The 26,443-nt window shown below is 67.0% G+C and carries 29 protein-coding genes; 19 read left to right on the plus strand and 10 right to left on the minus strand.

What is annotated here, in order from left to right; all coding sequences use genetic code 11:
- Nucleotides 1–156: 156 nt before the first annotated feature.
- The 7 genes from ACXRVZ_RS17420 (at nucleotide 157) to ACXRVZ_RS17450 (ending at nucleotide 7,829) form a co-directional block, all read left to right on the plus strand.
- Nucleotides 157–2,835 carry a TonB-dependent receptor gene (locus ACXRVZ_RS17420; RefSeq protein ID WP_458232629.1) on the plus strand — a complete coding sequence of 893 codons (2,679 nt, stop codon included), beginning with the start codon at nucleotides 157–159 and terminating at the stop codon, nucleotides 2,833–2,835.
- A gap of 67 nt (nucleotides 2,836–2,902) precedes the next feature.
- Entirely contained in the window at nucleotides 2,903–3,604 is a 702-nt protein-coding gene (locus ACXRVZ_RS17425) for a 2OG-Fe(II) oxygenase (protein ID WP_457428035.1), read from the plus strand.
- Nucleotides 3,605–4,022: 418 nt separating this feature from the next.
- On the plus strand, nucleotides 4,023–4,667 hold the full coding sequence (locus tag ACXRVZ_RS17430; protein ID WP_457428033.1) for a hypothetical protein: 645 nt from the start codon (nucleotides 4,023–4,025) through the stop codon (nucleotides 4,665–4,667).
- Nucleotides 4,668–4,754: 87 nt separating this feature from the next.
- Nucleotides 4,755–5,579, plus strand: a complete 825-nt coding sequence (locus ACXRVZ_RS17435) for a MotA/TolQ/ExbB proton channel family protein (protein WP_458232630.1) — start codon at nucleotides 4,755–4,757, stop codon at nucleotides 5,577–5,579.
- Between the two features lie 34 nt (nucleotides 5,580–5,613).
- Entirely contained in the window at nucleotides 5,614–6,039 is a 426-nt protein-coding gene (locus ACXRVZ_RS17440) for an ExbD/TolR family protein (protein WP_457428029.1), read from the plus strand.
- Between the two features lie 15 nt (nucleotides 6,040–6,054).
- On the plus strand, nucleotides 6,055–6,492 hold the full coding sequence (locus ACXRVZ_RS17445; protein ID WP_458232631.1) for an ExbD/TolR family protein: 438 nt from the start codon (nucleotides 6,055–6,057) through the stop codon (nucleotides 6,490–6,492).
- An 83-nt stretch (nucleotides 6,493–6,575) separates the two neighbouring features.
- Nucleotides 6,576–7,829 carry a hypothetical protein gene (locus ACXRVZ_RS17450; RefSeq protein WP_457428025.1) on the plus strand — a complete coding sequence of 418 codons (1,254 nt, stop codon included), beginning with the start codon at nucleotides 6,576–6,578 and terminating at the stop codon, nucleotides 7,827–7,829.
- A gap of 69 nt (nucleotides 7,830–7,898) precedes the next feature.
- Here ACXRVZ_RS17450 and ACXRVZ_RS17455 read toward each other — a convergent pair whose 3' ends face one another.
- From ACXRVZ_RS17455 to ACXRVZ_RS17485, 7 genes are all read right to left on the minus strand, one after another.
- Nucleotides 7,899–8,657 (minus strand): 3-hydroxyacyl-CoA dehydrogenase, encoded by a 759-nt coding sequence (locus ACXRVZ_RS17455; RefSeq protein WP_457428023.1) that lies wholly within the window; start codon nucleotides 8,655–8,657, stop codon nucleotides 7,899–7,901.
- A 94-nt stretch (nucleotides 8,658–8,751) separates the two neighbouring features.
- Nucleotides 8,752–9,405 carry an adenylate kinase gene (gene adk, locus ACXRVZ_RS17460; RefSeq protein WP_457428021.1) on the minus strand — a complete coding sequence of 218 codons (654 nt, stop codon included), beginning with the start codon at nucleotides 9,403–9,405 and terminating at the stop codon, nucleotides 8,752–8,754.
- A 99-nt stretch (nucleotides 9,406–9,504) separates the two neighbouring features.
- Complete coding sequence (gene kdsB / locus ACXRVZ_RS17465; protein WP_457428019.1) at nucleotides 9,505–10,242, minus strand: 3-deoxy-manno-octulosonate cytidylyltransferase; 738 nt, start codon at nucleotides 10,240–10,242, stop codon at nucleotides 9,505–9,507.
- Nucleotides 10,239–10,454, minus strand: coding sequence for a Trm112 family protein (locus ACXRVZ_RS17470; protein WP_394477193.1), 216 nt, complete (start codon nucleotides 10,452–10,454; stop codon nucleotides 10,239–10,241). The genes kdsB and ACXRVZ_RS17470 overlap by 4 nt, the downstream gene beginning before the upstream one ends.
- Nucleotides 10,454–11,497, minus strand: a complete 1,044-nt coding sequence (gene lpxK / locus ACXRVZ_RS17475) for a tetraacyldisaccharide 4'-kinase (RefSeq protein ID WP_457428016.1) — start codon at nucleotides 11,495–11,497, stop codon at nucleotides 10,454–10,456. Before lpxK ends, ACXRVZ_RS17470 begins: the two co-directional genes overlap by 1 nt.
- On the minus strand, nucleotides 11,463–11,879 hold the full coding sequence (locus tag ACXRVZ_RS17480) for an ExbD/TolR family protein (protein ID WP_457428014.1): 417 nt from the start codon (nucleotides 11,877–11,879) through the stop codon (nucleotides 11,463–11,465). The genes lpxK and ACXRVZ_RS17480 overlap by 35 nt, the downstream gene beginning before the upstream one ends.
- 4 nt (nucleotides 11,880–11,883) lie before the next feature.
- The gene (locus tag ACXRVZ_RS17485) at nucleotides 11,884–12,501 is read right to left on the minus strand and encodes a MotA/TolQ/ExbB proton channel family protein (protein ID WP_457428012.1); all 618 of its coding nucleotides are present in this window, start codon (nucleotides 12,499–12,501) and stop codon (nucleotides 11,884–11,886) included.
- A gap of 349 nt (nucleotides 12,502–12,850) precedes the next feature.
- Here ACXRVZ_RS17485 and xseA point away from each other — a divergent pair, with 349 nt between their 5' ends.
- Both xseA and ACXRVZ_RS17495 read left to right on the plus strand, forming a co-directional pair.
- Nucleotides 12,851–14,152: an exodeoxyribonuclease VII large subunit gene (gene xseA, locus ACXRVZ_RS17490; protein ID WP_458232632.1), complete on the plus strand. Its 1,302-nt coding sequence runs from the start codon at nucleotides 12,851–12,853 to the stop codon at nucleotides 14,150–14,152.
- Between the two features lie 59 nt (nucleotides 14,153–14,211).
- Nucleotides 14,212–14,793 (plus strand): superoxide dismutase, encoded by a 582-nt coding sequence (locus ACXRVZ_RS17495; RefSeq protein ID WP_458232633.1) that lies wholly within the window; start codon nucleotides 14,212–14,214, stop codon nucleotides 14,791–14,793.
- Between the two features lie 44 nt (nucleotides 14,794–14,837).
- Here ACXRVZ_RS17495 and ACXRVZ_RS17500 read toward each other — a convergent pair whose 3' ends face one another.
- Nucleotides 14,838–16,055: a polyhydroxyalkanoate depolymerase gene (locus ACXRVZ_RS17500; RefSeq protein ID WP_457427012.1), complete on the minus strand. Its 1,218-nt coding sequence runs from the start codon at nucleotides 16,053–16,055 to the stop codon at nucleotides 14,838–14,840.
- 188 nt (nucleotides 16,056–16,243) lie between these two features.
- On the opposite strand from ACXRVZ_RS17500, the gene ACXRVZ_RS17505 reads away from it, so the two are divergent.
- Entirely contained in the window at nucleotides 16,244–16,900 is a 657-nt protein-coding gene (locus tag ACXRVZ_RS17505) for a glutathione S-transferase family protein (protein ID WP_457427025.1), read from the plus strand.
- Nucleotides 16,901–16,939: 39 nt separating this feature from the next.
- Here the strand turns inward: ACXRVZ_RS17505 and ACXRVZ_RS17510 are convergent, their stop codons facing one another.
- Nucleotides 16,940–17,392 (minus strand): cupin domain-containing protein, encoded by a 453-nt coding sequence (locus ACXRVZ_RS17510; RefSeq protein WP_457427010.1) that lies wholly within the window; start codon nucleotides 17,390–17,392, stop codon nucleotides 16,940–16,942.
- Between the two features lie 139 nt (nucleotides 17,393–17,531).
- Here ACXRVZ_RS17510 and ACXRVZ_RS17515 point away from each other — a divergent pair, with 139 nt between their 5' ends.
- The 9 genes from ACXRVZ_RS17515 (at nucleotide 17,532) to ACXRVZ_RS17555 (ending at nucleotide 25,145) form a co-directional block, all read left to right on the plus strand.
- Nucleotides 17,532–19,733 carry a heavy metal translocating P-type ATPase gene (locus tag ACXRVZ_RS17515; RefSeq protein ID WP_457427008.1) on the plus strand — a complete coding sequence of 734 codons (2,202 nt, stop codon included), beginning with the start codon at nucleotides 17,532–17,534 and terminating at the stop codon, nucleotides 19,731–19,733.
- Nucleotides 19,733–19,882: a cbb3-type cytochrome oxidase assembly protein CcoS gene (ccoS, locus tag ACXRVZ_RS17520; protein WP_457427006.1), complete on the plus strand. Its 150-nt coding sequence runs from the start codon at nucleotides 19,733–19,735 to the stop codon at nucleotides 19,880–19,882. The genes ACXRVZ_RS17515 and ccoS overlap by 1 nt, the downstream gene beginning before the upstream one ends.
- A gap of 46 nt (nucleotides 19,883–19,928) precedes the next feature.
- Nucleotides 19,929–21,389, plus strand: coding sequence for a cytochrome-c oxidase, cbb3-type subunit I (gene ccoN, locus ACXRVZ_RS17525; RefSeq protein WP_458232634.1), 1,461 nt, complete (start codon nucleotides 19,929–19,931; stop codon nucleotides 21,387–21,389).
- Nucleotides 21,390–21,399: 10 nt separating this feature from the next.
- The gene (ccoO, locus tag ACXRVZ_RS17530; RefSeq protein WP_457427002.1) at nucleotides 21,400–22,062 is read left to right on the plus strand and encodes a cytochrome-c oxidase, cbb3-type subunit II; all 663 of its coding nucleotides are present in this window, start codon (nucleotides 21,400–21,402) and stop codon (nucleotides 22,060–22,062) included.
- Nucleotides 22,049–22,180, plus strand: a complete 132-nt coding sequence (locus ACXRVZ_RS17535) for a cbb3-type cytochrome oxidase subunit 3 (protein WP_457427000.1) — start codon at nucleotides 22,049–22,051, stop codon at nucleotides 22,178–22,180. Before ccoO ends, ACXRVZ_RS17535 begins: the two co-directional genes overlap by 14 nt.
- A complete protein-coding gene (ccoP, locus tag ACXRVZ_RS17540) occupies nucleotides 22,177–23,070 on the plus strand; it encodes a cytochrome-c oxidase, cbb3-type subunit III (protein ID WP_458232635.1) in 894 nt (297 codons plus the stop codon). The genes ACXRVZ_RS17535 and ccoP overlap by 4 nt, the downstream gene beginning before the upstream one ends.
- A gap of 162 nt (nucleotides 23,071–23,232) precedes the next feature.
- On the plus strand, nucleotides 23,233–24,624 hold the full coding sequence (gene ccoG, locus ACXRVZ_RS17545; RefSeq protein ID WP_457426996.1) for a cytochrome c oxidase accessory protein CcoG: 1,392 nt from the start codon (nucleotides 23,233–23,235) through the stop codon (nucleotides 24,622–24,624).
- Between the two features lie 18 nt (nucleotides 24,625–24,642).
- Nucleotides 24,643–24,861 carry a hypothetical protein gene (locus ACXRVZ_RS17550; protein ID WP_457426994.1) on the plus strand — a complete coding sequence of 73 codons (219 nt, stop codon included), beginning with the start codon at nucleotides 24,643–24,645 and terminating at the stop codon, nucleotides 24,859–24,861.
- Nucleotides 24,858–25,145, plus strand: coding sequence for a hypothetical protein (locus tag ACXRVZ_RS17555; protein WP_457426992.1), 288 nt, complete (start codon nucleotides 24,858–24,860; stop codon nucleotides 25,143–25,145). The genes ACXRVZ_RS17550 and ACXRVZ_RS17555 overlap by 4 nt, the downstream gene beginning before the upstream one ends.
- Here the strand turns inward: ACXRVZ_RS17555 and ACXRVZ_RS17560 are convergent.
- Nucleotides 25,087–26,427 (minus strand): NAD(P)/FAD-dependent oxidoreductase, encoded by a 1,341-nt coding sequence (locus ACXRVZ_RS17560; protein WP_457426990.1) that lies wholly within the window; start codon nucleotides 26,425–26,427, stop codon nucleotides 25,087–25,089. The genes ACXRVZ_RS17555 and ACXRVZ_RS17560 overlap by 59 nt on opposite strands.
- Between the last annotated feature and the right edge of the window lie 16 nt (nucleotides 26,428–26,443).

Here is a 26,443-nt window from a genome sequence, read left to right on the forward strand (position 1 = left end):
TAGGGGCATCTACCGGGCGGGCGCCATGTTGCGACCGCACAAACTTCGCACACCCTTTCAGCCCGAGGCATCCCTCGGGTCGAGGATCGGCCTTATCCCGGCCGGCACCGCCACGTATCACGGCGGACCCATCCAACTCTCTCATTAGGAGTTTCAATGTTCAAGAAGACCACCATCACGAGTGCTGTCCTTGCGCTGGCCGCCACAAGCGCGCTGGCTCAGGACGCACAGCGGCTCGAGCGTATCGAGATCACGGGCTCCAGCATCAAGCGCATCGACGCTGAAACCGCAGTCCCGCTGACCATCGTCACGCGTGAATCCATCGACAAGTCGGGCGCCTCCAACGTCCAGGAACTTGTCGACCGCCTCAGCTCCAACAACGGTGGTGGCCGTTCTCTCGGTGAGTCAATTGGCGACTCCGCCGCTACCGGCCAGACCGGCGCCTCGCTGCGCGGCCTGGGCCGCGAACGCACGCTGGTGCTGCTGAACGGCCGTCGCCTGGCGATCTACCCCTTCGCCGGCGCGGGCGTCGACCTGAATGCCATTCCCCTGGCCGCCATCGAGCGCATCGAAATCCTGCGCGACGGTGCCTCGTCCACCTACGGCTCCGACGCCATCGGCGGCGTCATCAACTTCATCACCCGCAAGGACTTCCGCGGCGGCGACTTCACCATCGGCTACGAGCAGCCCCAGGACACGGGCGGCAAGGTCACTTCGGTGCAAGGCGGTGTTGGCTTTGGTGACCTGGCCAAGGACAAGTTCAACCTGCTGGGCACCTTCAGCTACCAGAAGTACGACGTCATCCGCGCCGCTGATCGCGAGTTCGCCAAGACCGGCAATCGCCCGGACATCGGCGTCGTCAAGTCTTCGGGCAACACATTCCCGGCCAACGCCTACAACGCCACGACCGGTGCCTACATCCCCGGTGTGGCCAAGTTCCCGACCTGCGTGCCGCCGGACAGCTTCCCCGGCGCAGCGAACTGCCGCTACGACTACACCAGCAAGATCGACATCGTGCCGGCGTCCAAGCGTTACGGCGGCCTGCTTCGTGCAACGACCGAGCTGAGTTCCGATCACCTGCTGTTCGCCGAGCTGTCGTACTCGAAGAACGAGATCATCCTGGGCTCGTCGCAGACGCCGTCCTCCACCACGGGACGTGACGACTACCTCTACCCCGCTGGCGGCAAGTACTACCCCACGGCTGCCGTGGATGCTTCCAGCAGCGCCGGCTACCGCGGCGACTTGGTGATCGCGTGGCGCATGGTCGACGGTGGCCAGCGCCTGACCAAGGTCACCAACGACATGACCCGGGCCCTCGTCGGCGCAGAGGGCACGATGGCCGGCTGGGACTACAAGGTCGGCCTGATGAAGGCGACATCCAAGGCCAGCGAAGACTTTTTGAGCGGCAACTTCTCCGACACCGAATTGGTGCGCGTGCTGAAGACCGGCAACGTGAACCCCTTCGGGCCGAACGACGCAGCGGGCCTGGCTCTGCTGAAGGAAGCCGAGCTGTCCGGCAACAACCGCGCCTCGAAGACGACGCTGAATGCATTCGACCTGTCGCTGACGCGTGAGCTGTTCGCGCTGGCTGGCGGCAACGCCGCCGTCGCCGCCGGTCTCGACATCCGCAAGGAAGAGTACCTGGATGGCTATTCCGAAATCGCCGGCTCTGGCGACATCGTCGGCGGCTCGGGCAACGCCGGCAAGGTGCGCGGCGAGCGCAAGACGATGGGCTTCTATGCCGAGCTGAACCTGCCCGTCATCAAGAACGTTGAACTGAATGCTGCCGTGCGTGCTGACCGCTACACCGGCACCAAGGGCGAGTCTCGCGATGGCGCGTTCTCTTCGCCCAACCTGTCCTCCACCAGCCCCAAGTTCAGCATCCGCTGGACGCCGAGCAAAGAACTGCTGGTGCGCGCCTCGGTGGGCCGAGGCTTCCGTGCCCCCGCGCTGGACAACCTGTACGCGCCGGCTGCGGGCACCAACACGGGTGGCAACTTCACCGACCCGTACTACAACACGCTCAAGGGCTGCGCGACCTTCCCTGACCCCAACTACTGCGACACGCAGCTGACGGCCGTCAACAACAGCAACCGCAACCTCAAGCCTGAGAAGTCCAAGACGGCCACCCTGGGCTTTGTCTTCGAGCCGATCAAGGACGTGTCGCTCGAACTGGGCTATTTCAATATCAAGATCACGGACGGCATCAAGGCGCTCACCGGTGACGACATCTTGAAGGACTGGTTCTCACATCAGACCGGTCCGACGGCCAGCAGCTCGGTCTACTCGAACCGCCTCATCAAGAACTCCCTCGGCTATCTGGATCACGTCGAGGCGTCGCTTGAGAACGTCGGCCAGGCCAAGGTCGCGGGCTTCGACCTGTCGGCCCGCTACCGTGTCCGCACGGATTTCGGCAGCTTCACGCCGAGCTGGGAAGCCACGATCGTCACGAGCAGCAGCGAAACCAATGTCGTGACGGGTGAGGTCGAAGACACGCTGGGCAAGTACCAGACCGGTGGCCCGGTCGTTCGCGTCAAGCAGAACTTCAGCGTCGACTGGGACACCAATGCCTGGGCGGCCGGTGTGCGCTACTTCCGTCAGAGCGGCTACCTGGACTATGACGACGTGCGTCATGTGCCCAAGTACGACCTGTGGAGCCTGCAAGGCCAGTACAAAGGCATCAAGAACCTGATCCTGACCGCCGGTGTCCTGAATCTGCTGAACAAGAAGCCGCCGGTGACCGTCCAGGAAGACTACTTCCAGGTCGGTTTCGACCCGACCTATGCCGACGTCAAGGGCCGCAGCTTCTACTTGCGCGCCAATTACAAGTTCTGATCTTCACTGATCGGGATGCATGATTCGGCAGGCCTTCGGGCCTGCTTTTTTGTTTGACGCTCGGACCATGGACTACATCAATCCCAACCTCGACCTGGGTGCGTTGAGCGCCCAATTCGGTCGCGACCGCCGTCTGCTCATCCGCGACTTCTTCGCACCCGACGTCGCCGATGCGCTCGCTCGCGCCGTCGAGGCTATCGACTGGAGCCTGGGCTACCGGGACCGGGGCGGTGACCGGCGCCTCACGGGAGATCAGTTGCGCAGCCTGGACGAGAGCCAGCGGGGCCATCTCAGCGAGGGCATCCTCGAGGTCGCCCGGCACGAATTCCAGTTCTCCTTCTTCACCGAATCCCTGGCCGACGCCATGCTTCGTGGCGAAACGGGGCTGCTCGCCCGCTTCATCCGGTATATGGCAGACGATGCTTTCCTGTCGGTGATGCGAACCATCACCGGTGTCCAGGAGGTCAATCGCGTCTACGCCCAGGCCACGATGTACGCGCCCGGCAGCTTCCTGCTTGCGCACGACGACCATGTGGATGTCGAGGACCGGCGCATCGCCTACGTCATCAACCTGACGCGGCAATGGCGTCCCGACTGGGGCGGCCTGCTGAATTTCAGCGAGCGTGACGGCAGCGTTACCGACAGCTTCTTTCCGCACTTCAACTCCCTGTCGTTGTTTGCGGTACCACAAACGCACTTCGTCTCCTACGTTCCGCCCTTTGCGCAGGGCGAGCGCAATGCGATCACCGGTTGGCTGATCGCGGCTTGATGGTGCGGGTCACCATGCGTGACCAAGCATGATTTCGACGCTCAACCCGGTGTAATCACGCTGTTGCACTTGCCCGGGTTAGCCCCAAGAAAGCGGCCGGAAACGCAGGGCTAAGATGCTTCCATGGCCAGGTTTGGCCGGTGGTGTGGTTCCGCTACACCCTGTTCGTGGCGATAAAACGCGTGCCCGACGGCTTGTCGCCACCGGGCGTTTTTTTTGGCCAGAACGGGTTTGAATGGAATTTGACCATCCGGGCAGGCTGCATGTTTTCGACGAGGGCGGAGTCGTTGTCTCCGCGATCTAGAATGCGTGCCCTTCGGGGGCTAGTCGACGGCAGGAGCGCAACTTCCGCCATTGCACAGTGGCCACTTTCCAGAGAGTCATTGACTGTGATTTGTAGTTGCAAGAAGGAGCGCGCATGAACTTTGCGCAGGAGAAGCAAGGCGCATCCCGGTTCACGGGCTTTGGCGTCGTTGTCCTGATTCACGTTGTGGCCATCTACGCGCTGGCCACCGGCTTGGTGAAGGACGTGGTCAAGAAAGTCACCGGCCCCATCGATGTCAAGGTGATCGAAGAGAAGGTCAAGCCGCCGCCGCCGCCTGAAAAGGTTGTTCCGCCGCCGCCGGACCTCAAGGCCCCGCCGCCGCCGTTCGTGCCGCCGCCTGAATTCCAGGTGACCGCGCCCGCACCGCCGGCCCCGCCTATTTCCACGACGCAGGTCGCACCGCCCGCAGCGACTGAATTTCGCCCGCAGCCGGCTCCCGTGCCTGCCGCTGCACCGACTCCTAAGCCCGTGGGCAAGGTCACGGCCGGCATGGTTTGCACCAAGATGTCCAAGCCGGAGACGCCCTCCATGAACTGGAGCGGCGAAGCCCTCTTCAAGGCAGTCGCCACCGTCAAGGCCGGTCGCGTCACGTCGGTGGAAATCACCGCGCTGCGTGGTGGTGTGGACCGCAAGGCTCAGCGCGCCATGACTCAAGAGATCACGCGGACGCTCCAGGAAACCTACGAATGCCCGGGCGATCATGTGTTCGAGCAGGAGTTCCAGTTCAAGATCGAATAAGAAACACCCGCCTCGAACGCTGGCGCCGCGCATCGTCGGCGCATCCAGAACGTATCAAACCAGAATCTTTCCCTAGGAGTTGACTCCATGATTTCTCGCATCACCGGCTTCCTTGCCGCTATCGCCATGGCCGCAACCCTGGCCGCCTCGCCTGCCCACGCGCAAGATCAGAAGCCGGCCGACGCTGCCTCGGCCGCTGTGGTCGATGCAGCCGCCGCTCCGGCCGCCGCTGCTTCCAAGCCTGCAGAGAATCCCTACAGCCTGACCAACATCCTGGCCCACGGCAACGTCGTCGACCAGGCCGTGCTGGTTCTGCTGGGCATCATGTCCATGGGTTCCTGGTACATCCTGGTCGTCCGCCTGTGGGACACCAGCAAGCTGTCGTCTGAAGCCAAGGACGTCCGTGCCACTTTCTTCAAGAAGGCCAGCCTGGCCGATGGCGTCAAGAGCCTGAAGGAAGAAAGCGCCTTCCGCTACATCGCCACTGCCGCCATCGATGCGTCGGAGCACCATGAAGGCGCCCTGACCGAGAACATCGACCACAGCAGCTGGGTGACGATGAACGTCGACCGCGCCGTCGCCGACGTCAACACCAAGATCTCTGCCGGTCTGGGCTTCCTGGCAACCGTCGGTTCGACCGCTCCCTTCATCGGCCTGTTCGGTACGGTGTGGGGCATCCTGAACGCGCTGACCGCCATCGGTCTGGCTGGCCAGGCTTCGATCGACAAGGTGGCCGGCCCCGTGGGCGCCGCGCTGATCATGACCGCCATCGGTCTGTTCGTCGCCGTGCCGGCCGTGCTGGGCTACAACTGGCTGGTCAACCGCAACAAGAGCGTCATGAGCCAGGTCCGTTCGTTTGCAGGTGATCTGCACGGCGTGCTGATGGGCAACCGCTCGGTCTCCAAGCGCTAATCCCTGAGCTGAAGCCCGTAAAGGAGCCAATGCCATGGGCATGAACGTCGGAACCTCCTCTGGTGATGACGATGTGGTCTCGTCCATCAACACCACGCCCCTCGTGGACGTGATGTTGGTGCTGTTGATCATCTTCCTCATCACCGTTCCGGTGGTGACGCAATCGATCGCGGTGAATCTCCCCAAGGAGACCAACCAGATTCGCGTCACCAAGCCGGAAAACATTGAAATCTCGGTCAGCAAGGACGGCGACGTCTATTGGGGCACGAAGCTGGTTCCCGACATGGAGGCGCTGGTGCAGCGCCTCGGCAAGGAAGCAGTCAAGAACCCGCAGCCCGAGGTGCACATCCGCGGCGACGACAAGTCCCGCTACGAGTCGGTCGGTCGTGTGATCTTCGCCAGCCAGCGTGCCGGCATCATGAAGATCAACTTCGTCACCGAGCCGCCGGCTCGCAACTGATCCCAGGAGTCAAGCATGGGAATGAATGTCGGAAGTGCTTCGCCGGACGCTGAACCCGAAGTCATGATGGACGTCAATACGACGCCGCTGRTKGACGTGATGCTGGTGCTGCTGGTGATGTTGATCATCACCATCCCTATCCAGCTGCACACGGTCAACCTCGACATGCCGCCGCCGAGCTCGACGCCGCCGGTGTCTGATCCAGTCATCCACACCGTCATGATCGACTTCGACGGTACCGTGTACTGGGACGAGGCTGCGCTGCCCGGTCTGGACGCTGTGAACGCCAAGATGCAGGAGACGGGTGCGTTGCCGCTGTCTGACCAGCCGGAAATCCACATCAAGCCGAACAAGCTGGTCGACTATGGCGTGGTGGCGGCGGTGATGGCTTCGGCCCAGCGCAACAACGTCAAGAAGATGGGCATGGTTGGTAACGAGCAATACGTCAAGTGACGTGGTCTCGGGCCAGTTGACGCCGATACTTTGATGCGCGCTGCCCGAAAGGGCGGCGCGTTTTTGCTTTGCAGGAGAGCAAGTTGAAGACTTTGAAAACCGTGGTGGCTGTCGCCGTTGGCGCCTTGGCCCTGTCCCTGAACGGTGCGCCCGGCGCCGAGTTCGGCTTCAGCCAGGCGGCTGCCCAGGAAAGCGTGCGCAAGGAAGTCGGCACGCCGCTGACCGAAGCGAGCAAGCTGCTCAAGGCCGGCAAGGCCAAGGATGCGCTGAACAAGCTGCGCGACGCCGAAGCTGTGGGTGGTCGCACGGCTGCCGAGAACAACGCCATTGAAGGCATCCGTTTCTCGGCCGCCATGGTGGCCAACGAGCCCGACACGATGGTGCGCTCCTTCGACGCGTTGAAGGGCGCGGGCAAACTGTCCGGCGCTCAGCAGCTGCAGTACATGGAAGCCATCGCCGGCACTTATCTGCGCAACCGCGACGGTGGCAAGGCACTGAACTGGGCGCAGCGCTACTTCAAGGAGGGCGGCAACAGCCCGACGATGAAGCAGGTGCTGCAGAACGCGCAGTTCGCGACGGGCGACATGACCGGCGCGATCAAGGACACGCTGGAAGAGATTGCCGCCGACGAGCGTGCCGGCCGCGCCCCGGCCAAGGACAAGCTCAATCTGCTGCTCTACGCGGCCCAGAAAAAGGGCGACAACAGCGCCGAAGGCATCGCGACCGAGAAGCTGTTGAACTACTACCCGGACCCCAAGCTCTGGGCACAGATCCTGGGCGGTCTGCCGCAGAAGTCGAAGTTCGACAGCAGCCGCTATGCGCTGGACCTCTACCGCCTGCGCCTGGCCACCGGCAACATGTCGCGTGGCGCCGAGGACTACATGGAGATGGCCCAACTGGCCGCTCAGGCCGGCTACCCGGAAGAGGGCAAGCAGGTCGTCGACAAGGGTCTGGCTGCCGGCGTGCTCGGTCAAGGCGCCGAAGGTGCCCGCCATAAGCGTCTGGCTGATCTGATGGTCAAGAAGATCGGCGAGGCCAAGGCCGGTGCGGCGGCCAACGAGAAGGCTGCCGAGGACGCCAAGGACGGCAATGCGTTCATCACCCTGGGTCTGGCCAATGCCTTTGGCGGTCAAGCCAAGAAGGGCATCGACCAGATCGAACAAGGCATCACCAAGGGCAACCTGAAGCGCCCTGAAGATGCCAAGCTCTACCTCGGTCTGGCGTACCAGCTCGCTGGCGATCATGCCAAGGCGCAGGCCGCCTGGAAGTCGGTCAAGGGCACGGAAGGCGCTGCGGACCTGGCTCGCTTGTGGATCATTCAGTCGCGCAAGCGCTGATCTTCGGCAACGGAAACGAAACGGGCCTGGTGCGAACCAGGCCCGTTTTTCATTCCGGCCGAGGTCTGATTACCTTGGCGCCAGGCGAATCGCGCCGTCGAGGCGGATGACCTCGCCGTTCAGCATCTCGTTGGTGACGATCTGGTGCACGAGCTTGGCGTAGTCCTGCGGCGTACCCAGGCGGCTCGGGAAGGGCACGCTGGCGGCCAGCGCATCCTGCACCTCCTGCGGCATGCCGAACAGCATGGGCGTGCCGAAGATGCCGGGCGCGATGGTCATGTTGCGGATGCCGTTGCGGGCCAGGTCGCGGGCGATGGGCAGCGTCATGCCGACGACGCCGCCCTTGGACGCGGAATAGGCCGCCTGGCCGATCTGGCCGTCGTAGGCGGCGACGGAAGCCGTCGAGATCAGCACGCCGCGCTCGCCGGTCGGTTCGGGTTCGTTCCTGGCCATCGCTTCGGCGGCGAGGCGGATCATGTTGAACGTGCCGATCAGGTTGACGGTGATCGTCTTCGTGAAGCTGGCGAGCGGATGGGCTCCGTCCTTGCCGACCGTCTTGATGGCCGGGGCGATGCCGGCGCAGTTCACCAGGCCGACCAGCTTGCCGAGGCCCGTGGCGGCGGCGACGGCCGCCTGACCGTCGGCCTCCTGGCTGACGTCGCACTTGACGTAGACGCCGCCGATTTCAGCGGCCACGGCTTGGCCCCGTTCGGCCTGCAAGTCCGCAATGACGACCTTGGCGCCGTGACTGGCCAGCATGCGGGCCGTACCTTCGCCGAGGCCCGAGGCGCCGCCGGTGACGATGAACACCTTGCCTGCAATTTCCATGGTGAGGATCTCCTGGTTGACGTAAACGTCAATTGTCGCCAACAAAAAAGCCGCAGGGCTCGCGCGCTGCGGCTTGTCTTCGATGAAGCAGGGATCAGGCCAATGCGGCCAGCGCGCGGCGCGTGATGTCGTCGACCGAACCCAGGCCCTCGATGCGGCGGTACTTGGGCGCGCTGGCGTCGCCGGTGGCGGCCCATTGCGAGTAGTAGTCGACCAGCGGGCGGGTCTGCGCGGAGTAGACGTCCAGGCGCTTCTTGACGGTGGCCTCCTCGTCGTCGGGGCGCTGCACCAACTCTTCACCGGTCGCGTCGTCCTTGCCTTCAACCTTGGGCGGGTTGAACTTGACGTGATAGGTGCGGCCCGAGGCCGGGTGGGAGCGGCGGCCGCTCATGCGCTCGATGATGGCGTCAAAGGGCACGTCGATCTCGAGCACGTAATCCAGCTTCACGCCGGCGGCTTTCATCGCGTCGGCCTGGGGAATGGTGCGGGGGAAACCGTCGAACAGGAAACCGGCAGCGCAGTCGGGCTGGGCGATGCGCTCCTTCACCAGGTCGATGATCAGGTCGTCGCTGACCAGGGCGCCGGACTTCATGACGGCATCGGCCTTCAGGCCCAGTGGCGTGCCGGCCTTGACGGCGGCACGCAGCATGTCGCCGGTGGAGATCTGCGGAATGCCGAATTGCTTGCAGATGAAGGCCGCTTGGGTGCCTTTGCCGGCGCCCGGGGCGCCCAGAAGAATCAATCGCATGGGTCTCCTCGTTGTGTCGGGATCGTCAAGAAACGTCCCGCCTCGTCAGCGACCAAGTATCGCATGTGGCCTTTCGCCGGCCTGACGCCGGCGGGCCGTTCAAGCCGCCAGCAGACGCCTGACGCGCTCCAGATCCTCGGGCGTGTCGACACCCGGGCCGGGCCGTTCGGCGCTGACATGTACGGCGATGCGCTCGCCATGCCAAAGCACGCGCAATTGCTCCAGCGACTCGATCTGCTCCAGCGGACTGACCGCCAGCGTTGGGAAGCGGCGCAGGAAGCCAGCACGGTAGGCGTAGAGGCCAACATGGCGCAGCGCCTGGTTGGGCTGGCCGGCGCCATCGCGCCACCAGGCGATGGGCGCGCGCGAGAAGTAGAGGGCGCGCCCGACCTTGTCAGTGACGAGCTTGACGACGTTAGGATTCGCAAACTCGGAAGGGTCGGTCAGCGCGTGGGCGACGGTGGCCATCACGCAGTCGGGCTGGGCGGCGAGCGTCGCGGCGCAGGCGTCGATCATGGCGGGCGCGATCAACGGCTCGTCGCCCTGCACGTTGACGACGACGGCGTCGTCGGCCAGGCCGAGCTGCTCGACGGCCTCGGCGAGGCGGTCGCTGCCGGAGGGGTGGTCGGCGCGCGTCATCAGTGCGCGCACGCCGTGGGCGGCGCAGGCGGTGGCGACTTCGGGTGCGTCGGTGGCGACGACGACCTGGCTTGCACCCGATTCAGCCGCGCGATGCGCCACGCGCACGATCATTGGCAGGCCGGCGATGTCGGCCAGCGGCTTGTTTGGCAGCCGGGTCGACGCCAGACGTGCCGGGATGATGACGGTAAAGCTCACGGGGCGAGGACGACCGGCGGCGCCGGCGCGTCCGGGTCCCAGGCCTTGGCTTCGCTCTCCAGCATCAGCGGGATGCCGTCGCGGATGGGGAAGGCCAGGCGGTCGGCGCGGCAGGCCAGGGCTGGCAACTCCAGGCCGGCGCCTTCGCGCAGCAGCGTGAGCGGGCTCTTGCACAGCGGGCAGACCAGCATTTCGATGAGGCGTTGATCCATTAGGCAGGAGCGAAGAGTTTTTGCAGTTGGGCGTCCAGCGCGGCCTCGAAGCCGGCGCCGGGCGAGAAGTCTAGCGCCACGACCCAGACGGGCAGGGTGCCGACGCGCCCGGGCGGCAGCTTGACGGCGTCCTTCTCGGTCAGCACGACGCCGGCCACACCGGGGGGCCAGGGCAGCGTGGCGAAGTCGGCGTGGTCGGGCAGGGCCAGCGTGTCGGCCCGCAGCCCCTGCGCGGCCAGCATGTCGAAGAAGCGCTGGGGCCGCGCGATGCCGGCGACGGCCAGCAGGCCCGGGCGGTCGCGCAGCGCGAGCAGTGCGTCCAGCGAGGCCGGCTCGCCGGCCCACCAGCCAGCCAGCGAGACCGCACCCGTCAGCCGGCGCTCGGCCACGAAGCCGGGCAGGGCGGTGCTGGGCTGCGGGGCGTTATAGACGACGAGCTGGTCGGCCGCCGGCACTTCGGGCGGCTGGCGCAGCGGGCCGGCGGGCAGCAGGCGGCCGTTGCCCAGGCCACGCTCGTCGAAGACCAGCAGGCTTAAGCGCCGCGGCAGCCGCCAATGCTGCAGGCCGTCGTCGCTGACGAGCAGGTCCAGGTTGGGGTGCGCCGCCAGCAAGGCCCGCGCGGCGGCCACGCGGTCGCGGCCGACGGCGACCGGCACACGGCCACGCAGATGGATGAGCAGGGGTTCGTCGCCGGCCTCGCGCGCCGTTGAATCGCGGGTGACGAGGGAGACGTCATCGCCTTCACGCCCATAACCGCGCGAGATGACGCCGGCTCGCAGGCCGCGTGCGCGCAGCAGCTCCAACAGGGCCAGCGTCATGGGCGTCTTGCCGGCGCCGCCGACGATCCAGTTGCCGACGACGATGACCGGCACCGGCAGCGTCTCGGTGCGCTTCAGCCCGAGCCGGTAGGCCAGCGAACGCAAGGCCAGCAGCGCACGGTAGACCCAGCTCAGCGGCAGCAGCGCGGCGGACAGCGCACCGCCCGTCAGCCACTCCTGCTGCAAGCGATCAGCGAGCGTCGGTCTGCGCGGCGAAGGTGACACGGGTCAGGCCGACGCGGCGGGCCGCGTCCATCACGTTGATGACGGCCTGGTGGGGCGTGGCGGCGTCAGCCGAGATGATGATCGAGGCCTCGGTGTTGCCGCCCGAGGCCTGGCGCAGCGCCGCGATGAGGATGTCGACCGAGCGGCCTTCGACGGCCTGGCGGTTGATGACGAAGCGGCCATCGGCGGCGATGCCGACGATGACTTCCTGCGGCCGGTCCTTGAGCTTGTCCGCGTCGGCCGAGGGCAGCGTGATCTGCAGCTCGGTGAACTTGGAATACGTCGTCGACAGCATCAGGAAGATCAGGATCACCAACAGCACGTCGATGAAGGGGATCAGGTTGATCTCCGGCGGCTCGCGGTGGGGTGAACGGAACCTCATGACGTCAGACCGTGTAGCGGCGCAACTGGCCGAGCATGCGGTCGGCTGCGGCTTCGAGCTCGAGCACGTACTCCTCGATGCGGCCGCGGAAGTAGCGGTAGAACATCAGCGCGGGAATAGCGATCATCAGGCCGAAGGCGGTGTTGTAGAGGGCGATGGAGATGCCGTGCGCCAGCTGGGCGGGGTTGCCGCCGCCGGGCGTCTGGCTGCCGAAGATCTCGATCATGCCGACCACCGTGCCCATCAGGCCCAGCAGCGGCGCGGCGGTGGCGATGGTGCCCAGCGTGTTCATGTAGCGCTCGAGCTGATGCACGGCGCGGCGGCCGGCGAACTCGAACACCATGCGCAGCTTGCCTTCGGGCATCTGCGGCTCGGCGGTGACGGCCCGCAGGCCGGAGGCCAGTACCTCGCCCAGCACCGAGTTCTCGGCCAGGCGGTCCACCATGTCGGGCGCGGGCAGTTGCTGGGCGCTGACGTTGAGCACGTCTTCCAGCAGGCGCGGCGGCAGGACGCGGCTGCTGCGCAGGCTGGTGAAGCGTTCGATGATCAGGGCCAGCGCCACCACGGAGCACAGGAGCAAGGGCCAGATGGGCCAACCGGCGGCTTGTATGATCGAAAACAAGGGCGTCCCCGTCCAAAAAAACGGCCGCGAAACGGCCAGGAAGTGCGCGGGATTATGGACCCAGGCTTGGCCCCTCCGGCCGGAGCTTCAGCACCAAGAAAGCGTTCCCACAATCCACCGTTGCTGTGGATAACTTTGTGGGCAACACCGGTGCGCGAGCCGGCAGAGGCCGTCAAATCAAGGCCTTGGACAACTTGCCTCAAGATTGAGCAGCGGAATTCGAATTGAAAAACAAGGCCTTATGTGCTCATGACAGCGCCGTGACAGGCGCGATGAGCCGAAATCGCCCGCCAGCCCAGTATTGGCGCGGCTGTGGACTTCCCGGCCCGCGCCGGCATTGGGTTTGCGCGTGATTGACGGCCGCGAAGCCGCATCAAATCGTCGTGTCTGGGGCGTGGCCGGCCTGCTGGAGGCCGTCAGCCAGAGCCTGGCCGAGCGCTTCTCGGTGGTCGTGGTCGGCGGCGAGATCTCGGGCTTCACGCGGGCGGCCAGTGGCCACTGCTACTTCGGGCTGAAGGACGCCGACGGTCTGGCGGCCAGCCTGCGCTGCGCGATGTTCCGCCGCGCGGCGGCGATGCTGGACTTCACGCCCGGTGATGGTTCGCTGGTGGAGCTGCGTGGGCGCGTGGCCGTCTACGAGCCGCGCGGCGAGCTGCAATTCGTCGTCGAGGCCATGCGCCGGGCCGGTGCCGGCACGCTGTACGAGCAGTTCCTGAAGCTGCGCGCACGGCTGGCGGCCGAGGGCCTGTTTGACGAAGACGCCAAGCGTCCGCTGCCGATGCTGCCGCGTCGCATCGGCGTGGTCACGTCCACGGCCGGTGCCGCGCTGCATGACGTGCTGACGGCGCTTGCGCGGCGGGCGCCGCAGGTCGAGGTTGTCGTCTACCCCAGCCCTGTGCAGGGCGTCGAGGCGCCGCCGGCCCTCGTCAACGCACTGCGCATCGCCAACGACCGGGCCGAGGTGGACCTGCTGCTGCTGGTGCGTGGCGGCGGCTCGCTGGAAGACCTGTGGGCCTTCAACGACGAGCGCGTCGTGCGCGCGGTGGCGGCGTCGGCGCTGCCGGTCGTCTGCGGCGTGGGCCACGAGACCGACGTGACGCTGTGCGACCTGGCCGCCGACCTGCGCGCGCCCACGCCCACGGCCGCCGCCGAGCTCGCCGCGCCGTCGCGGGACGCGCTGCTGCAGATGTTGGCCAGCCTGGAGCGGTCGATTAGCCTGCGCACCGAGCAGCGCCTGCAGAGCTTGGCCCAGCGCCTGGACCGCATCGCCCTGCGCCTGTCCCGCCCCAGCGACGTGCTGGCCCGCCAGCGCCGCCTGCTGGACCTGCTCGCTCAGCGCGCCGCTGCGGCACCGGGCCGGCGCGTCGAGCTGCAGCGCCAGCGCCTGGCTCACCTGGCCCCGCGCCCGGCGCGTGCGCTGGCCGAAACGCTGCGCCGCCAGGGCGCGCGCCTGGACGCGCTGCAGGCCCGGCTGCAGGCGCTGGACCCGCAGCATGTGCTGGCCCGCGGCTATGCCTGGCTGGACGACGGGCAGGGTGGCGCGATCACGTCGGTGCATGCGCTGCTGCCCGGCCACGAGGTGCGCGCCGTGCTGGCCGACGGCAGCGTCGACTTGCGCGTTCTTGGGGTACAGCCTTCGCCGCAAGGGTGATGCACGCTCCCTACAATCGTCCGCGTCTCCCTTCCCCCCAAACCCTTGAGGATTCCACGATGGAACACACGCTGCCCCCGCTGCCTTTCCCGATTGATTCGCTGGCCCCGCACTACAGCAAGGAAACGCTGGAGTTCCACCACGGCAAGCACCACAACGCTTACGTCGTGAACCTCAACAACCTGCAAAAGGGCACCGAGTTCGAGAGCAAGACGCTGGAAGAGATCATCAAGACCTCCAGCGGCGGCATCTACAACAACTCGGCCCAGATCTGGAACCACACCTTCTTCTGGAACTGCCTGAAGCCGCAAGGCGGCGGCGAGCCCAGCGGCGCGCTGGCCGAGGCCATCAACGCCAAGTGGGGCAGCTATGCGGCCTTCAAGGAAGCCTTCGTGAAGAGCGCCGTCGGCAACTTCGGCTCGGGCTGGACTTGGCTGGTCAAGAAGCCGGACGGCACGGTCGACATCGTCAACACCGGCGCCGCCGGCACGCCGCTGACCACCGCCGACACCGCGCTGCTGACCGTCGACGTGTGGGAACACGCCTACTACATCGACTACCGCAACCTGCGCCCGAAGTTCGTCGAGACCTTCCTGTCGAACCTGGTGAACTGGTCGTTCGCCGAAGCGAATTTCGCCTGATCGCGAATCGCTCCTGAACAAAGGCCGGCATCAGCCGGCCTTTTTCATTGCGAGACCTGAATGACGCGCCGCACCAGCGGGTAGACCTGGTGTTGCCAGCGCCGGCCGCTGAACACGCCGTAGTGGCCCACGTTGGGCTGGATGTAGTGGGTGCGCAGGTATTGCTTCAGGCTGCTGGCCAGGTCCTGCGCGGCCAGGGTCTGGCCGACCGAGCAGATGTCGTCGCGCTCGCCTTCCACGGTCAGCAGCGCGGTGCGGCGGATGGCGGCCGGGTTGACGCGGCGGCCCTTGAACATCAACTCGCCGCGCGGCAGGTCGTAGGTCTGGAAGACGCGCTCCACGGTCTCCAGATAGAAGTCCGCCGCGAGGTCGGCCACGGCCATGTATTCCTCGTAGAAGGTGCGGGTGATCTCGGCCTTGTCGAACTCGTCGTTGACGAGGTGCTTGTAGTAGTCCTTGAAGGCGTTGGCGTGGCGGTCCTTGTTCATGCTCATGAAGGCCGACAGCTGCACGAAGCCCGGGTAGACCCGCCGCCCCGCGCCGCCGTGCTGCCAAGGCACATGGCTGATGAGGTTCTTCTTGAACCAATCTATGGGCTTGCTCGTCGCCAGCTCGTTCACCGCCGTCGGGTTCACGCGGCAGTCGATGGGGCCGGCCATCAGCGTCAGGCTGGCCGGCGTGGCGGGGTGGTCGTCCTCGGCCATCACGGCAACGGCGGCCAGCGCGCTGACGCAGGGCTGGCAGACCGCCACGACGTTGGCGCCGGGGCCCATGGCCGCCAGGAAGTCGATCAGGTGCTGGGTGTATTCGTCCAGGCCGAAGCGACCGGCCGACATCGGCACGTCGCGCACGTTGTGCCAATCGGTGATGTAGACGTCGTGGTCCTGCAGCAGCGTGCGCACGGTGTCGCGCAGCAGCGTGGCGAAGTGGCCCGACATGGGCGCCACGACCAGCACCTTGGGCGCCGCCGCCGCGCCCTCGCGGCGAAAGCGCATCAGCGTGGCGAACGGCGTGGTCAGCACGGCCTCCTCGGCCACCGGCCAGTGCTCGCCGCCGCTGCCGACGACGTCGGCGATGCGCCAGGGCGGGCGCTTGTGCGTGACCTGGGCCAGCTCGAAGACCTGGCCGGCGGCCGCCATCTGGCGCGCGGGCAACCAGTTGTTGTCGGCAATGTTCGGGTCCTGCAGGAAGGGCAGGGACCAGCGGGTCGCTGCGCGCAGCGGCCACAGCAGGTCGACATGGGCCTGATAGGCTGGGTACATGGTGTCTCCTGCGCTTTGGTGGTGCCTCAGGTATCGCAAGGAGCGCGCCAGCGTGGCATGGGGCTTGCGTCGAGGCAGGTGAAGCCCCCGACATCAAGGAGATGCCCATGCCCGTTGCCACGCCGACCAAACCAGCCAGATCCACGGCAGGCAAGTCCAGCAAGGCCATCGCGCCTCCGCCGCCCGCCCTGCCGGTTGCCACGCTGACCTTGAGCAGCAAGAACTACTCGTCTTGGTCGCTGCGCGGCTGGCTGCTGACCCGCTTTGCGGGGCTGACCTTCGAGGAGGTCATGCTGCCGTCCGACGACGCGGACGCCAGGAAGGAACTGCTGCTGTTGGCGCCGTCCATCCGGGTGCCCTGCCTGCGCCATGAGGGTGCAACGGTCTGGAACACGCTGGCTATTGCCGAGTACCTCAACGAGACCTTTCCCAAGGCCGGGCTGTGGCCGGCGGACCGCGTGGCGCGGGCCCACGCGCGGGCGGTCTGCGGCGAGATGAACTCGGGCTTCGCCAACCTGCGCTCGGCGCTGCCGATGAACCTCAAAGGGCGCTTTCCCAAGCACAAGATCTGGGCCGGCGCCAAGCCGGACATCGAGCGCATCGTCGAGATCTGGAGCGACTGCCTGGACAAGTACGGCGGCCCTTTCCTGTTCGGCAAAAAACGCAGCGCCGCCGACGCCATCTTCGCGCCCGTGGCCACGCGCTTCCAGACCTATGGCGTGGCGCTGCCGGCTGCCTGCGCGGCCTACCGCGACGCCATCCTGGACATGACGGAGATGAAGACCTGGATTGCCGAGGCCAAGCTGGAGCCGGAGGAGATCGACCTCCTCGACATGGACTTCTGAACGGGGGCGTTGAACAGCGCGTGGGCGCTGTTCAACGCATCAAGCCCAGGGCGTAGGGATAGGGACGTCGCAAGGCGCCGGGGCGTCGATGGACTTGAAGTCGGCCGGTGACACGATCTCCAGGTACTCCATGTCCGGCGAGTAATCGAACAGGTAGTGCACGATGCCCGGGCGCTGGTGCACGCAGTCGCCGGCCTCGACGAGGGTCTCCTGGTCGCCGTACATGAACTTGGCCCAGCCCTTGGTCATCAGCACGATCTGGAAATCCGCCTCATGACGGTGCCATCCCGTGCCCTTTTCCGGGGCCATGTTCGCCTTCACAAGGTGCGCGATAACGCGGCCGCCGGTGGCTGCGGAGATGCCGAGGTCCCGGTAGAGGAAAAAGTCCCTCAGGCCGTCACTGCGCCAGGGCGTGTCGCCCGGCTTCACGTGAGAGAACGTCGTGCCCGAGCTCGTGCTCGAAGCGCTAAGGGGTTCCGAGAGATCTGACATGCCTGGCCTCCTGAAATGCTGGGGAGGCCCTGCGGGCATGCAAGACGCATTCCCGAAAGCGCGCGGCAGCGGGTGGGAGATTGCGAATGCCTTGATGCACGTCATGGGAGCCGCCGCAGYTGCGGACTAGATTGCCGATGTGAGCGCTCCACCTCCTGGCTTGCACGCGGCCGATGCCGACGCGCAGACCCTTGCCCCCTTCACGACCTGGCCCGACGGCCCGGGAGGCGTGGCCTTGTCGCAGTTGCAGGTGGCGGGCATGCATTGCGCGGCCTGCTCGGGGCTGATCGAAGCGGCGCTGCTGAAGCTGCCGGGCGTTGAGGCGGCCAGCGTCAACGCGGCGTCGGCGCGTCTGGCGTTGCGGTGGCGGCCCTCGCTGGTTGCACTGGCCGATGTGCTGGCCGCGCTGCAGGCCGCCGGCTACCGCGCCACCCCGGATGTCGCCGCGCCGGCGCGCGAGCTGCGCCGGCAGGAAAGGCGGCAGGCGCTGTGGCGGCTGTTCGTCGCAGGCTTCCTGATGATGCAGGTCATGATGCTGGCGACGCCGGCCTATGTGGCCGAGGCCGGCGAGCTGGCGCCCGACCTGGACCGGTTGCTGCGCTGGGGCAGCTGGGTGCTGACCTTGCCGGTGATGGCCTTCGCGGCCGGGCCGTTTTTCAGCGGCGCCTGGCGGCAGTTGAGGGCCGGGCGGCTGGGCATGGACGTGCCGGTCACGGTGGGGCTGGCGGTCACCTTCATCGCCAGCACCGGCGCTCTGTTCGACCCCGGTGGTGCGCTGGGCCACGAGGTCTACTTCGACTCGCTGACGATGTTCGTCGCGCTGCTGCTGCTGGCACGCTGGTACGAGCTTGGCGCGCGCCACCGTGCGGCGGATGCGCTGGAGGCCGTGGCAGGTTCCCTGCCGATGACGGCGGAGCGCTTGAACGACCACGGCAGCGGCGAACGTGTGCAGCCAGAAGTGTTGCGGACGGGCGACCGTATCCGCGTCGCGGCCGGCGAGGCCTTTGCGGCCGATGGCTGCGTGCTGTCGGGCCTGGGCTTCGTCAACGAGGCGCTGCTGACGGGTGAATCCGCACCGGTCGCGAAGGCCGTGGGCGATGCGGTCGTGGCGGGCAGCATCAACCTGGATGGCTCCCTCGTCGTTGCCGTGCAGCGCGTGGGTGCGGACACGGCAGCCCAGGGCATCGTGAGGTTGATGCAGCAGGCGCAGAGCCAGCGGTCGTCGGCCAGCGGCCTGATCGAACGCGTGGCGGCTGGCTTCACGGCGGGCGTGCTGCTGCTGGCACTGACGGCGGGTCTTGCCTGGTGGTGGATTGACCCGTCACGCGCGGTGGCGGTTGCGGTGGCGGTGCTCATCGTCACCTGCCCCTGCGCGTTGACGCTGGCTACGCCCGCCGCGTGGCTGACGGCCAGCGGCGCGTTGGCGCGGCGCGGCCTGCTGCTGACCGACTTGTCGGCGCTAGAGCGGCTGTGCGACATCGACACCGTCGCCTTCGACAAGACCGGCACGCTCGGCGAGGATCGGTTGCAACTGCACCGGCATTGGGCAGCCGAGGGCATGTACGCCGACGCGCTGCTGCCCGTGGCGCGCAGCCTGGCCGCGTTGTCGCGCCACCCGGCTGCACTGGCCCTGGCCGATGGCACTGCGGGCACGTGGACCGACGTGCGCGAAGTGCCAGGCCGTGGCGTACAGGCGCGCGATGTGACCGGCAAGCTGTGGCGCCTGGGCGCGCCCGCCTGGGTCAGCCCGCAACCCGACCCTGCCGCGCGATTGGCCTTCGGCTGCGGGGACTGTGTGCTCTGGCTGGACCTCGTCGAGGCGCCACGCGCCGATGCGGCCGAGGCCGTCAGGGCGCTGCGTACGCAAGGCCGGCGTGTGCGCCTGCTGTCGGGTGACCAGCCCGCCGCCGTCGCACGCATGGCTGCCGCGCTGGACATCGCCCACTGGCGGGCCGGCGCGACGCCCGAGTCCAAGCTCACCGCCGTGCGCGAGTGGCAGGCTGCGGGCGAGCGCGTGTTGATGGTGGGCGACGGCATCAACGACGCGCCCGTGCTGGCCGCTGCCGACGTGCGTATCGCCATGGGGCAGGGCGCCATGCTGGCGCGCAGCGCGGCGGATGCGCTGCTGGTGTCCAACCGGCTGATGGCCATCCCGCAGGCGCTGGCGCTGGCGCAGAAGACGCGCCGCGTGCTGCGCCAGAACCTGGCCTGGGCGGCGCTCTACAACCTCGCCTGCGTGCCGTTGGCGCTCGCCGGGCTGTTGCCGCCATTGGCCGCAGGAATCGGCATGGCCGCGAGTTCTCTGTTCGTCGTTCTCAACGCTCAACGGCTCAATCGCTGATGGACATCCTCTACCTCCTCATCCCCTTCTCGGTCGTGCTGGTGCTGCTCATCGTGGCCGTATTTGGCTGGGCCGTGAACTCCGGGCAACTCGATGGCTTCGAAATGGAGGCTGAACGCATCCTGCTTGACAAGGATCAAGGCACCTGAGGGCTCCGCCGAGAAGAATCGTTCGCATAAGACTGAAGGAGTCGCGATGGCGAACGAAAGAGTCCTGGTGGCATCAGAAGCCACAGCCGGGACGACATACGAGGACGGCCCCGTGCGCGCATTCGCGCTGGCCGCCGTGCTCTGGGGCGTGGTGGGCATGGCGGTGGGCGTGTTCATCGCTGCGCAGCTGGCCTGGCCGGAGCTGAACTTCGGCATCTCATGGTTGAGTTATGGGCGGCTGCGGCCACTGCACACCAACGCGGTCATCTTTGCGTTTGGCGGCTGCACGCTGATGGCGACGAGCTACCACGTCGTGCAGCGCACCGGCCAGACGCGCCTGTTCGCGCCCATGCTGGCCTGGTTCCATTTCTGGTCCTGGCAGGCGGTCATCGTCGCGGCGGCCATCACGCTGCCCATGGGCTTCACGCGCGGCAAGGAATATGCCGAGCTGGAGTGGCCGATCGGCRTGCTCATCACTGTCTCCTGGGTGGCCTACGCCATCGTCTTCTTCGGCACGGTGGGGCGCCGCAAGATCCGCCACATCTACGTGGCCAACTGGTTTTTTGGCGCCTTCATCCTGGCGGTGGCGCTGCTGCACATCGTCAACGGCGCGGTGCTGCCGGTCACGTTCTGGAAGAGCTATTCGGCCTATGCCGGCGTGCAAGACGCCATGGTGCAGTGGTGGTACGGCCATAACGCGGTCGGCTTCTTCCTGACTGCCGGCTTCCTCGGGATGATGTATTACTACATCCCCAAGCAGGCCGAGCGGCCGGTCTACAGCTACCGGCTGTCCATCGTCCACTTCTGGGCGCTGATCTTCACCTACATGTGGGCGGGCCCGCACCACCTGCACTACACGGCGCTGCCGGACTGGGCGCAGAGCGTGGGCATGATCTTCAGCCTAGTTCTGCTGGCGCCCAGCTGGGGCGGCATGATCAACGGCGTCATGACGCTGTCGGGTGCCTGGCACAAGCTGCGCGACGACCCCATCCTGAAGTTCCTCATCGTCGCGCTGTCGTTCTACGGCATGGCCACCTTCGAGGGGCCGCTGATGTCGATCAAGACGGTCAACGCGCTGTCGCACTACACCGACTGGACCGTCGGCCACGTGCACGCCGGGGCGCTGGGCTGGGTGGGGCTGATCTCCATGGGCTCGCTCTACCACCTGATCCCGCGGATGTTCGGCCGCACGCAGATGTACTCCAAGAGTGCCATCGAGCTGCATTTCTGGATCGCTACCGTGGGCATCGTGCTCTACATCGCCGCGATGTGGATCGCCGGCGTCATGCAGGGCCTGATGTGGCGCGCGGTCAACCCGGACGGCACGCTGGTCTACACCTTTGTCGAGAGCGTCAAGGCGACCTGGCCGTTCTATGTGACGCGGCTGGTTGGCGGGCTGCTGTATCTGGGTGGCATGTTGGTGATGGTCTGGAACGTCATCAAGACCGTGCAGGCCGGCCAGCCGGAACGCGTACGCATCCCGCAAGTCGTGATGGCCCACGCCTGAAGGAGTCGATATGAGCCAACACACCGAACGAGTCACCGGCCACCAGCGCATCGAAACCAGCAACCTGCTGATGATCGTGCTGGTGCTGCTGACGGTCTTCGTCGGCGGCTTTGTCGAGATCGTGCCGCTGTTCTTCCAGCGCTCGACGACGCAGCCGACCCCCGGCCTCAAGCCCTACACGGCGCTGCAGGTCGCCGGCCGAGACATCTATGTGCGCGAGGGTTGCTACAACTGCCACTCGCAGATGATCCGCCCGCTGCTGGCCGAGACGCTGCGCTATGGGCCTTACTCCAAGGCCGGCGAGTTTGTCTACGACCGCCCCTTCCAGTGGGGCAGCAAGCGCACCGGTCCCGACCTGCACCGTGTGGGCGGCAAGTACAGCGACGACTGGCATCGCATCCACCTGACCAACCCGCGCGACCTGGTGCCGGAGTCCAACATGCCGGCTTATCCCTGGCTGGTCACCGCGCCGGTGGACGCCGCCGGGCTACCCGCGCGGTTGAGCGCACTGCGCACGCTGGGCGCACCCTACAGCGACGCCGAGGTGCAGGGCGCCGCCCAGGCTGCCGCCGGCAAGACCGAGCTGGAAGCGCTGGTGGCCTATCTGCAGGTGCTGGGCACTGCAGGCGCATCAGCAGCATCGGCAAAAGAGGCCTCGAATGGACATCAATGAACTCCGCGTGGCCGTGACCCTGGTGTCGCTGGCCGTCTTCATCGGCATCGTCGTCTGGGCCTGGCGTGGCCACTTCGATGCCGCCGCACAACTGCCTCTTGAAGGGGGCGACCAATGAGCGACTTCTTCAACCAGGGCTGGTCGATCTTTGTCGCTGCGTCCACGGTGCTGGGCCTGGCGGCCTGCATCGCGCTGCTCATCATCGCCAGCCGCCGCCAGCCTTCGGCGGCAGACAACACAACCGGCCATGTCTGGGACGAGGACCTGCGCGAGCTGAACAACCCGCTGCCGCTGTGGTGGATGGGCCTGTTCGTGCTGACGGTGGTGTTCTCCGGTATCTATCTGGCGCTCTACCCGGGGCTGGGTAGCGTGACCGGCACGCTGGGTTGGACCAGCATCAACGAGCACACGGCCGAGGTCGCCCAGGCGCGCGCCGCGATGGCGCCGGTGTACGCCGCCTTCACGGGCCAGTCGCCCGAGCAACTCGCCAAGGACCCCAAGGCCCATGCCATCGGCGAGCGCCTGTTCGCCAACAACTGTGCCCAATGCCACGGCTCGGACGCCAAGGGCTCCAAGGGCTTCCCCAACCTGACCGACAAGGACTGGCTGTGGGGCGGCAGCTTCGAGACCATCACCCAGACCATCACGCAGGGCCGCGAAGGCAACATGCCCGTGATGGCCGCCGCCGTGGGCACGAGCGAGGACGTGCGCAACGTCGCCCACTACGTGTTGTCGCTGTCGGACAGCCCGCACAACCCGCTGTACGCACAGCTCGGCAAGCCGAAGTTCACCGCCTGCGCGGCCTGCCACGGCTTTGGCGGCAAGGGCAACCCGGCGCTGGGTGCGCCGAATCTTTCCGACAAGGTCTGGCTGCACGGCTGGGGCGAGGACGCCGTCGTCGCCATGATCAACAACGGCAAGCACAACCAGATGCCGGCGCATGGCGAGCGGCTGACGCCCGAGCAGATCCGCGTGCTGGCCGCCTACGTATTGAGCCTCTCGCAGTGAAGAAGCTATGAACGGCTCCCGCACGCCCGCTCATCCCGCCGCAATGCCGCCACTCGGCGTTGCAAATGCTCGCCGTAGCAGCGGCTACGCCTGCGCTTTGCGCCTTGATTGGCGCCACCGCAGCGGTCTGCTCGGCCGCGCGGAAACCGTACATAGCTTCTGATGGCCGATTCCGAAGCCGTCATCCGGCTCTACAAGTCCGAAGACAAGATCCACCCCCGCTCGGTGGACGGCTTCTTTGCGCGCTGGCGCTGGGCGCTGGTCGCCCTGACCCAGCTCGTCTTCTACGGCCTGCCCTGGCTGACCTGGGGCGACCGCCCGGCCGTGCTCTTTGACCTCGCGTCGCGGCGCTTCTACGTCTTCGGCCTGGTGCTCTACCCGCAGGACTTCGTCTACCTGACGGCCCTGCTGCTGATCTCGGCCTATGCGCTGTTTCTGTTCACGGCCGTTGCGGGCCGGGTGTGGTGCGGCTATGCCTGCCCGCAGACGGTCTACACCGAGATCTTCGTGCGCATCGAGCATTGGTTCGAGGGCGACCGCAATGCGCGGCTCAAGCTCGACAAGGCCGGTTGGTCCTGGAACAAGCTGTGGCGCAAGGGCGGCAAGCAGGTCGCGTGGATCGCGCTGGCGCTGTTCACGGGCCTGAGCTTTGTCGGCTACTTCACGCCCATCCGCGAGCTGATGACGCTGTCGCTCGGCGGCTGGGAGGCCTTCTGGGTGCTGTTCTACGGCTTTGCCACCTATGGCAACGCCGGCTATATGCGTGAGCAGGTCTGCAAGTACATGTGCCCTTACGCGCGCTTCCAGAGCGCGATGTTCGACCGCGACACCCTCATCGTCACCTACGACCCGGCCCGGGGCGAACCGCGTGGCCGCAACGCCGAGCGCAGCAAGAAGGGCGAGGCGCGCAGCACGACCGTCGGTGACTGCATTGACTGCCACCTGTGCGTGCAGGTCTGCCCCACCGGCATCGACATCCGCAAGGGCCTGCAGTACGAGTGCATCAGCTGCGCGGCCTGCATCGACGTCTGCGACGGCGTCATGGACAAGATGGGCACGCCGCGCGGCCTTATCCGCTACGACACCGAGAACGGCATGGCCGGGCAGCTCACGCGCGCCCAGCGCTGGCGCCGCATCTTCCGCCCGCGCGTGCTCATCTACGGCAGCTTGCTGCTGGCGCTGAGCACGGCCGTGCTGTGGAGCCTGCTGAGCCGCCACGACTTCCGTGTCGACATCGTGCGCGACCGCGCCACGCTGGCCCGCCAGGTGGAGGACGGCTGGATAGAGAACCTCTACCGCCTGCAGCTGATGAACGCCACCGAGGCGCCGCAGCAGCTGAGCGTCGAGGCCGATGGCCTGCCTGGCCTGCAGCTCAGCCGCGCCACCACGGTGACGCTGGGCCCGGCCGAGGCGCGCTGGGTGACCGTCGCACTGCGCCTGCCGCCAGCGGCCGCCAGCCAGCTCAAGCCCGGCGCCCAGCCCATGCGCTGGGTCGTGCGCAGCGCGGCTGGCGACAGCGTCGCCGAGAAGTCCACGTTCGTCGTGCCGCGCTGAAGCGGCGGGAGATTCGAGATGCCCACTGTTCAAACGACTTCATCTGCCTGGCACGAACCCATGGTCTGGCTCGTCGTCGCCGGCCCGGTGTCGGTCATCCTGGCCAGCATCGTCACCGTGACGCTGTGCATCCTCCACCCCGACCCGCCGCTGGTGACGCGGGCGACCGACGCCGCGCCCGCGCAGGCGGCGCGCAACCATGCCGCCACCGGCGTCGTGCCGGGAGCCCAGCGGTGATTGACGCGCCGTCACGCGTCGCGCGCTATGCGATGGCGGTGGCCTGGTCGTCCTTCCTGTCGGCCGGCGTGCTGGAGGCCCTCGTCTTCGCCGTCATCGACCCGCACGATCTGCGCTGGTTCGGCGCGGCGCCGGTGGACTTGTCCGCCCAGGCGGTCTATACGGTCAGCTTCTTGATCTTCTGGGCTGTTGTGGCGCTGGGTGCCAGCATCGCGCTGCTGCTTGTCAGCTTGCCGGCGGACGAGCCGGGGTCGCAACGTCGCTCGCCGGGCTGGCCACGCTGACCACGCGCGCATTCCTGTCATGGGTCCAGTAGGCCCAGGCCCAGTCCATCAGCACGACGAAACGGTTGCGGAAGCCGATCAGGAAGTACACGTGGGCGAACAGCCAGAACAGCCAGGCCGGATAGCCTGAAAAACGCAGCGCCCCCGCCGGCGTGCCCAGGTCCACGACGGCGCTGTGCCTGCCGATGGTGGCGAGGTTGCCGTAGTCCGCATAGCGGAAGGCCTGCGTCGCCTCGCCGCGCAGCTGGCGCTTGATGTTGGCGGCGGCGCAGCGGCCCATCTGCTTGGCGCCGGGTGACACGCCCGGCACGGCGCGCGGCTCCTGGCCCGGCGCATGGCTTTGCGCGGCGGCCAGGTCGCCGATGACCTGGATGTGCGGCTGGCCCTTCAGGCTCAGGTCGGGCTCGACGACGACGCGGCCGGCGCGGTCCAGCGTGCAGCCGGTGGCTTCGGCCAACGCCCGGCCCAGCGGCGACGCGGCCACACCCGCGGCCCAGACGATGCAGCGGCTGTGCAGGCGCTCCGGGCCGGCGGCGGTGCTGATGTCCAGCCCCTCGGCGTCGATGCCGGTGACGCGGGCGCCCAGCCGCACGTCCACGCCCAGCGCCGTCAACTGCTCGCGGGCGCGCTCGCTCAAGGCCTCGGGCATGGCCTGCAGCACGCGCGGGCCGCCTTCCACGAGCAAGACCCTGGCCTGGCGCGGGTCGATGCGACGGAACTCGCCGGGCAGCGTGTGGCGTGCGATCTCGGCAAAGGTGCCGGCCAGCTCCACGCCGGTCGGGCCTGCGCCGACGACGACGAACTGCATCAGCGCCAGGCGCCGAGCCGGATCGTCCTCGCGCTCGGCCGCCTCGAAGGCCATCAGCACGCGGCGGCGGATCTCGAAGGCGTCGTCCAGCGTCTTCAGCCCCGGCGCATGAGGCGCCCAGTCGTCGCGGCCGAAGTAGCTGTGCGTGGCGCCGGCGGCGACGATGAGGTGGTCCCAGCGCAGCAGGGCGCCGTCCTTCAGCGTGACTGTCTGCGTCTGCGGGGCGATGGCGACAACCTCGCCCAGCAGCGTCGTCACATTGGGCTGGCGGCGGAACAGGTGCCGGATGGGCGCCGCGATGGACGGCGCCGACAGGCCGGCGGTCGCCACCTGATACAGCAGCGGCTGGAACAGGTGGTGGTTGGTCTTGTCGACGACAGTGATGTCGACGTCGGCCGAGCGCAGGGCCCGCGCCGCCTCCAGGCCGCCGAAACCGCAGCCGATGATGAGCACTTGTGGACGCATGGAACTCATCGTACGCCCGGTTTTG

This window comes from Roseateles sp. P5_E8, from assembly GCF_054177665.1.

Coding starts and splice junctions, on each gene's coding strand:
- ACXRVZ_RS17420 (WP_458232629.1), top strand. CDS start 157: ATGTTCAAGAAGACCACCATCACGAGTGCTGTCCTTGCGCTGGCCGCC.
- ACXRVZ_RS17425 (WP_457428035.1), top strand. CDS start 2,903: ATGGACTACATCAATCCCAACCTCGACCTGGGTGCGTTGAGCGCCCAA.
- ACXRVZ_RS17430 (WP_457428033.1), top strand. CDS start 4,023: ATGAACTTTGCGCAGGAGAAGCAAGGCGCATCCCGGTTCACGGGCTTT.
- ACXRVZ_RS17435 (WP_458232630.1), top strand. CDS start 4,755: ATGATTTCTCGCATCACCGGCTTCCTTGCCGCTATCGCCATGGCCGCA.
- ACXRVZ_RS17440 (WP_457428029.1), top strand. CDS start 5,614: ATGGGCATGAACGTCGGAACCTCCTCTGGTGATGACGATGTGGTCTCG.
- ACXRVZ_RS17455 (WP_457428023.1), bottom strand. CDS start 8,657: ATGGAAATTGCAGGCAAGGTGTTCATCGTCACCGGCGGCGCCTCGGGC.
- adk (WP_457428021.1), bottom strand. CDS start 9,405: ATGCGATTGATTCTTCTGGGCGCCCCGGGCGCCGGCAAAGGCACCCAA.
- ACXRVZ_RS17470 (WP_394477193.1), bottom strand. CDS start 10,454: ATGGATCAACGCCTCATCGAAATGCTGGTCTGCCCGCTGTGCAAGAGC.
- ACXRVZ_RS17480 (WP_457428014.1), bottom strand. CDS start 11,879: ATGAGGTTCCGTTCACCCCACCGCGAGCCGCCGGAGATCAACCTGATC.
- ACXRVZ_RS17495 (WP_458232633.1), top strand. CDS start 14,212: ATGGAACACACGCTGCCCCCGCTGCCTTTCCCGATTGATTCGCTGGCC.
- ACXRVZ_RS17500 (WP_457427012.1), bottom strand. CDS start 16,055: ATGTACCCAGCCTATCAGGCCCATGTCGACCTGCTGTGGCCGCTGCGC.
- ACXRVZ_RS17510 (WP_457427010.1), bottom strand. CDS start 17,392: ATGTCAGATCTCTCGGAACCCCTTAGCGCTTCGAGCACGAGCTCGGGC.
- ccoS (WP_457427006.1), top strand. CDS start 19,733: ATGGACATCCTCTACCTCCTCATCCCCTTCTCGGTCGTGCTGGTGCTG.
- ccoO (WP_457427002.1), top strand. CDS start 21,400: ATGAGCCAACACACCGAACGAGTCACCGGCCACCAGCGCATCGAAACC.
- ACXRVZ_RS17535 (WP_457427000.1), top strand. CDS start 22,049: ATGGACATCAATGAACTCCGCGTGGCCGTGACCCTGGTGTCGCTGGCC.
- ccoP (WP_458232635.1), top strand. CDS start 22,177: ATGAGCGACTTCTTCAACCAGGGCTGGTCGATCTTTGTCGCTGCGTCC.
- ccoG (WP_457426996.1), top strand. CDS start 23,233: ATGGCCGATTCCGAAGCCGTCATCCGGCTCTACAAGTCCGAAGACAAG.
- ACXRVZ_RS17550 (WP_457426994.1), top strand. CDS start 24,643: ATGCCCACTGTTCAAACGACTTCATCTGCCTGGCACGAACCCATGGTC.
- ACXRVZ_RS17560 (WP_457426990.1), bottom strand. CDS start 26,427: ATGAGTTCCATGCGTCCACAAGTGCTCATCATCGGCTGCGGTTTCGGC.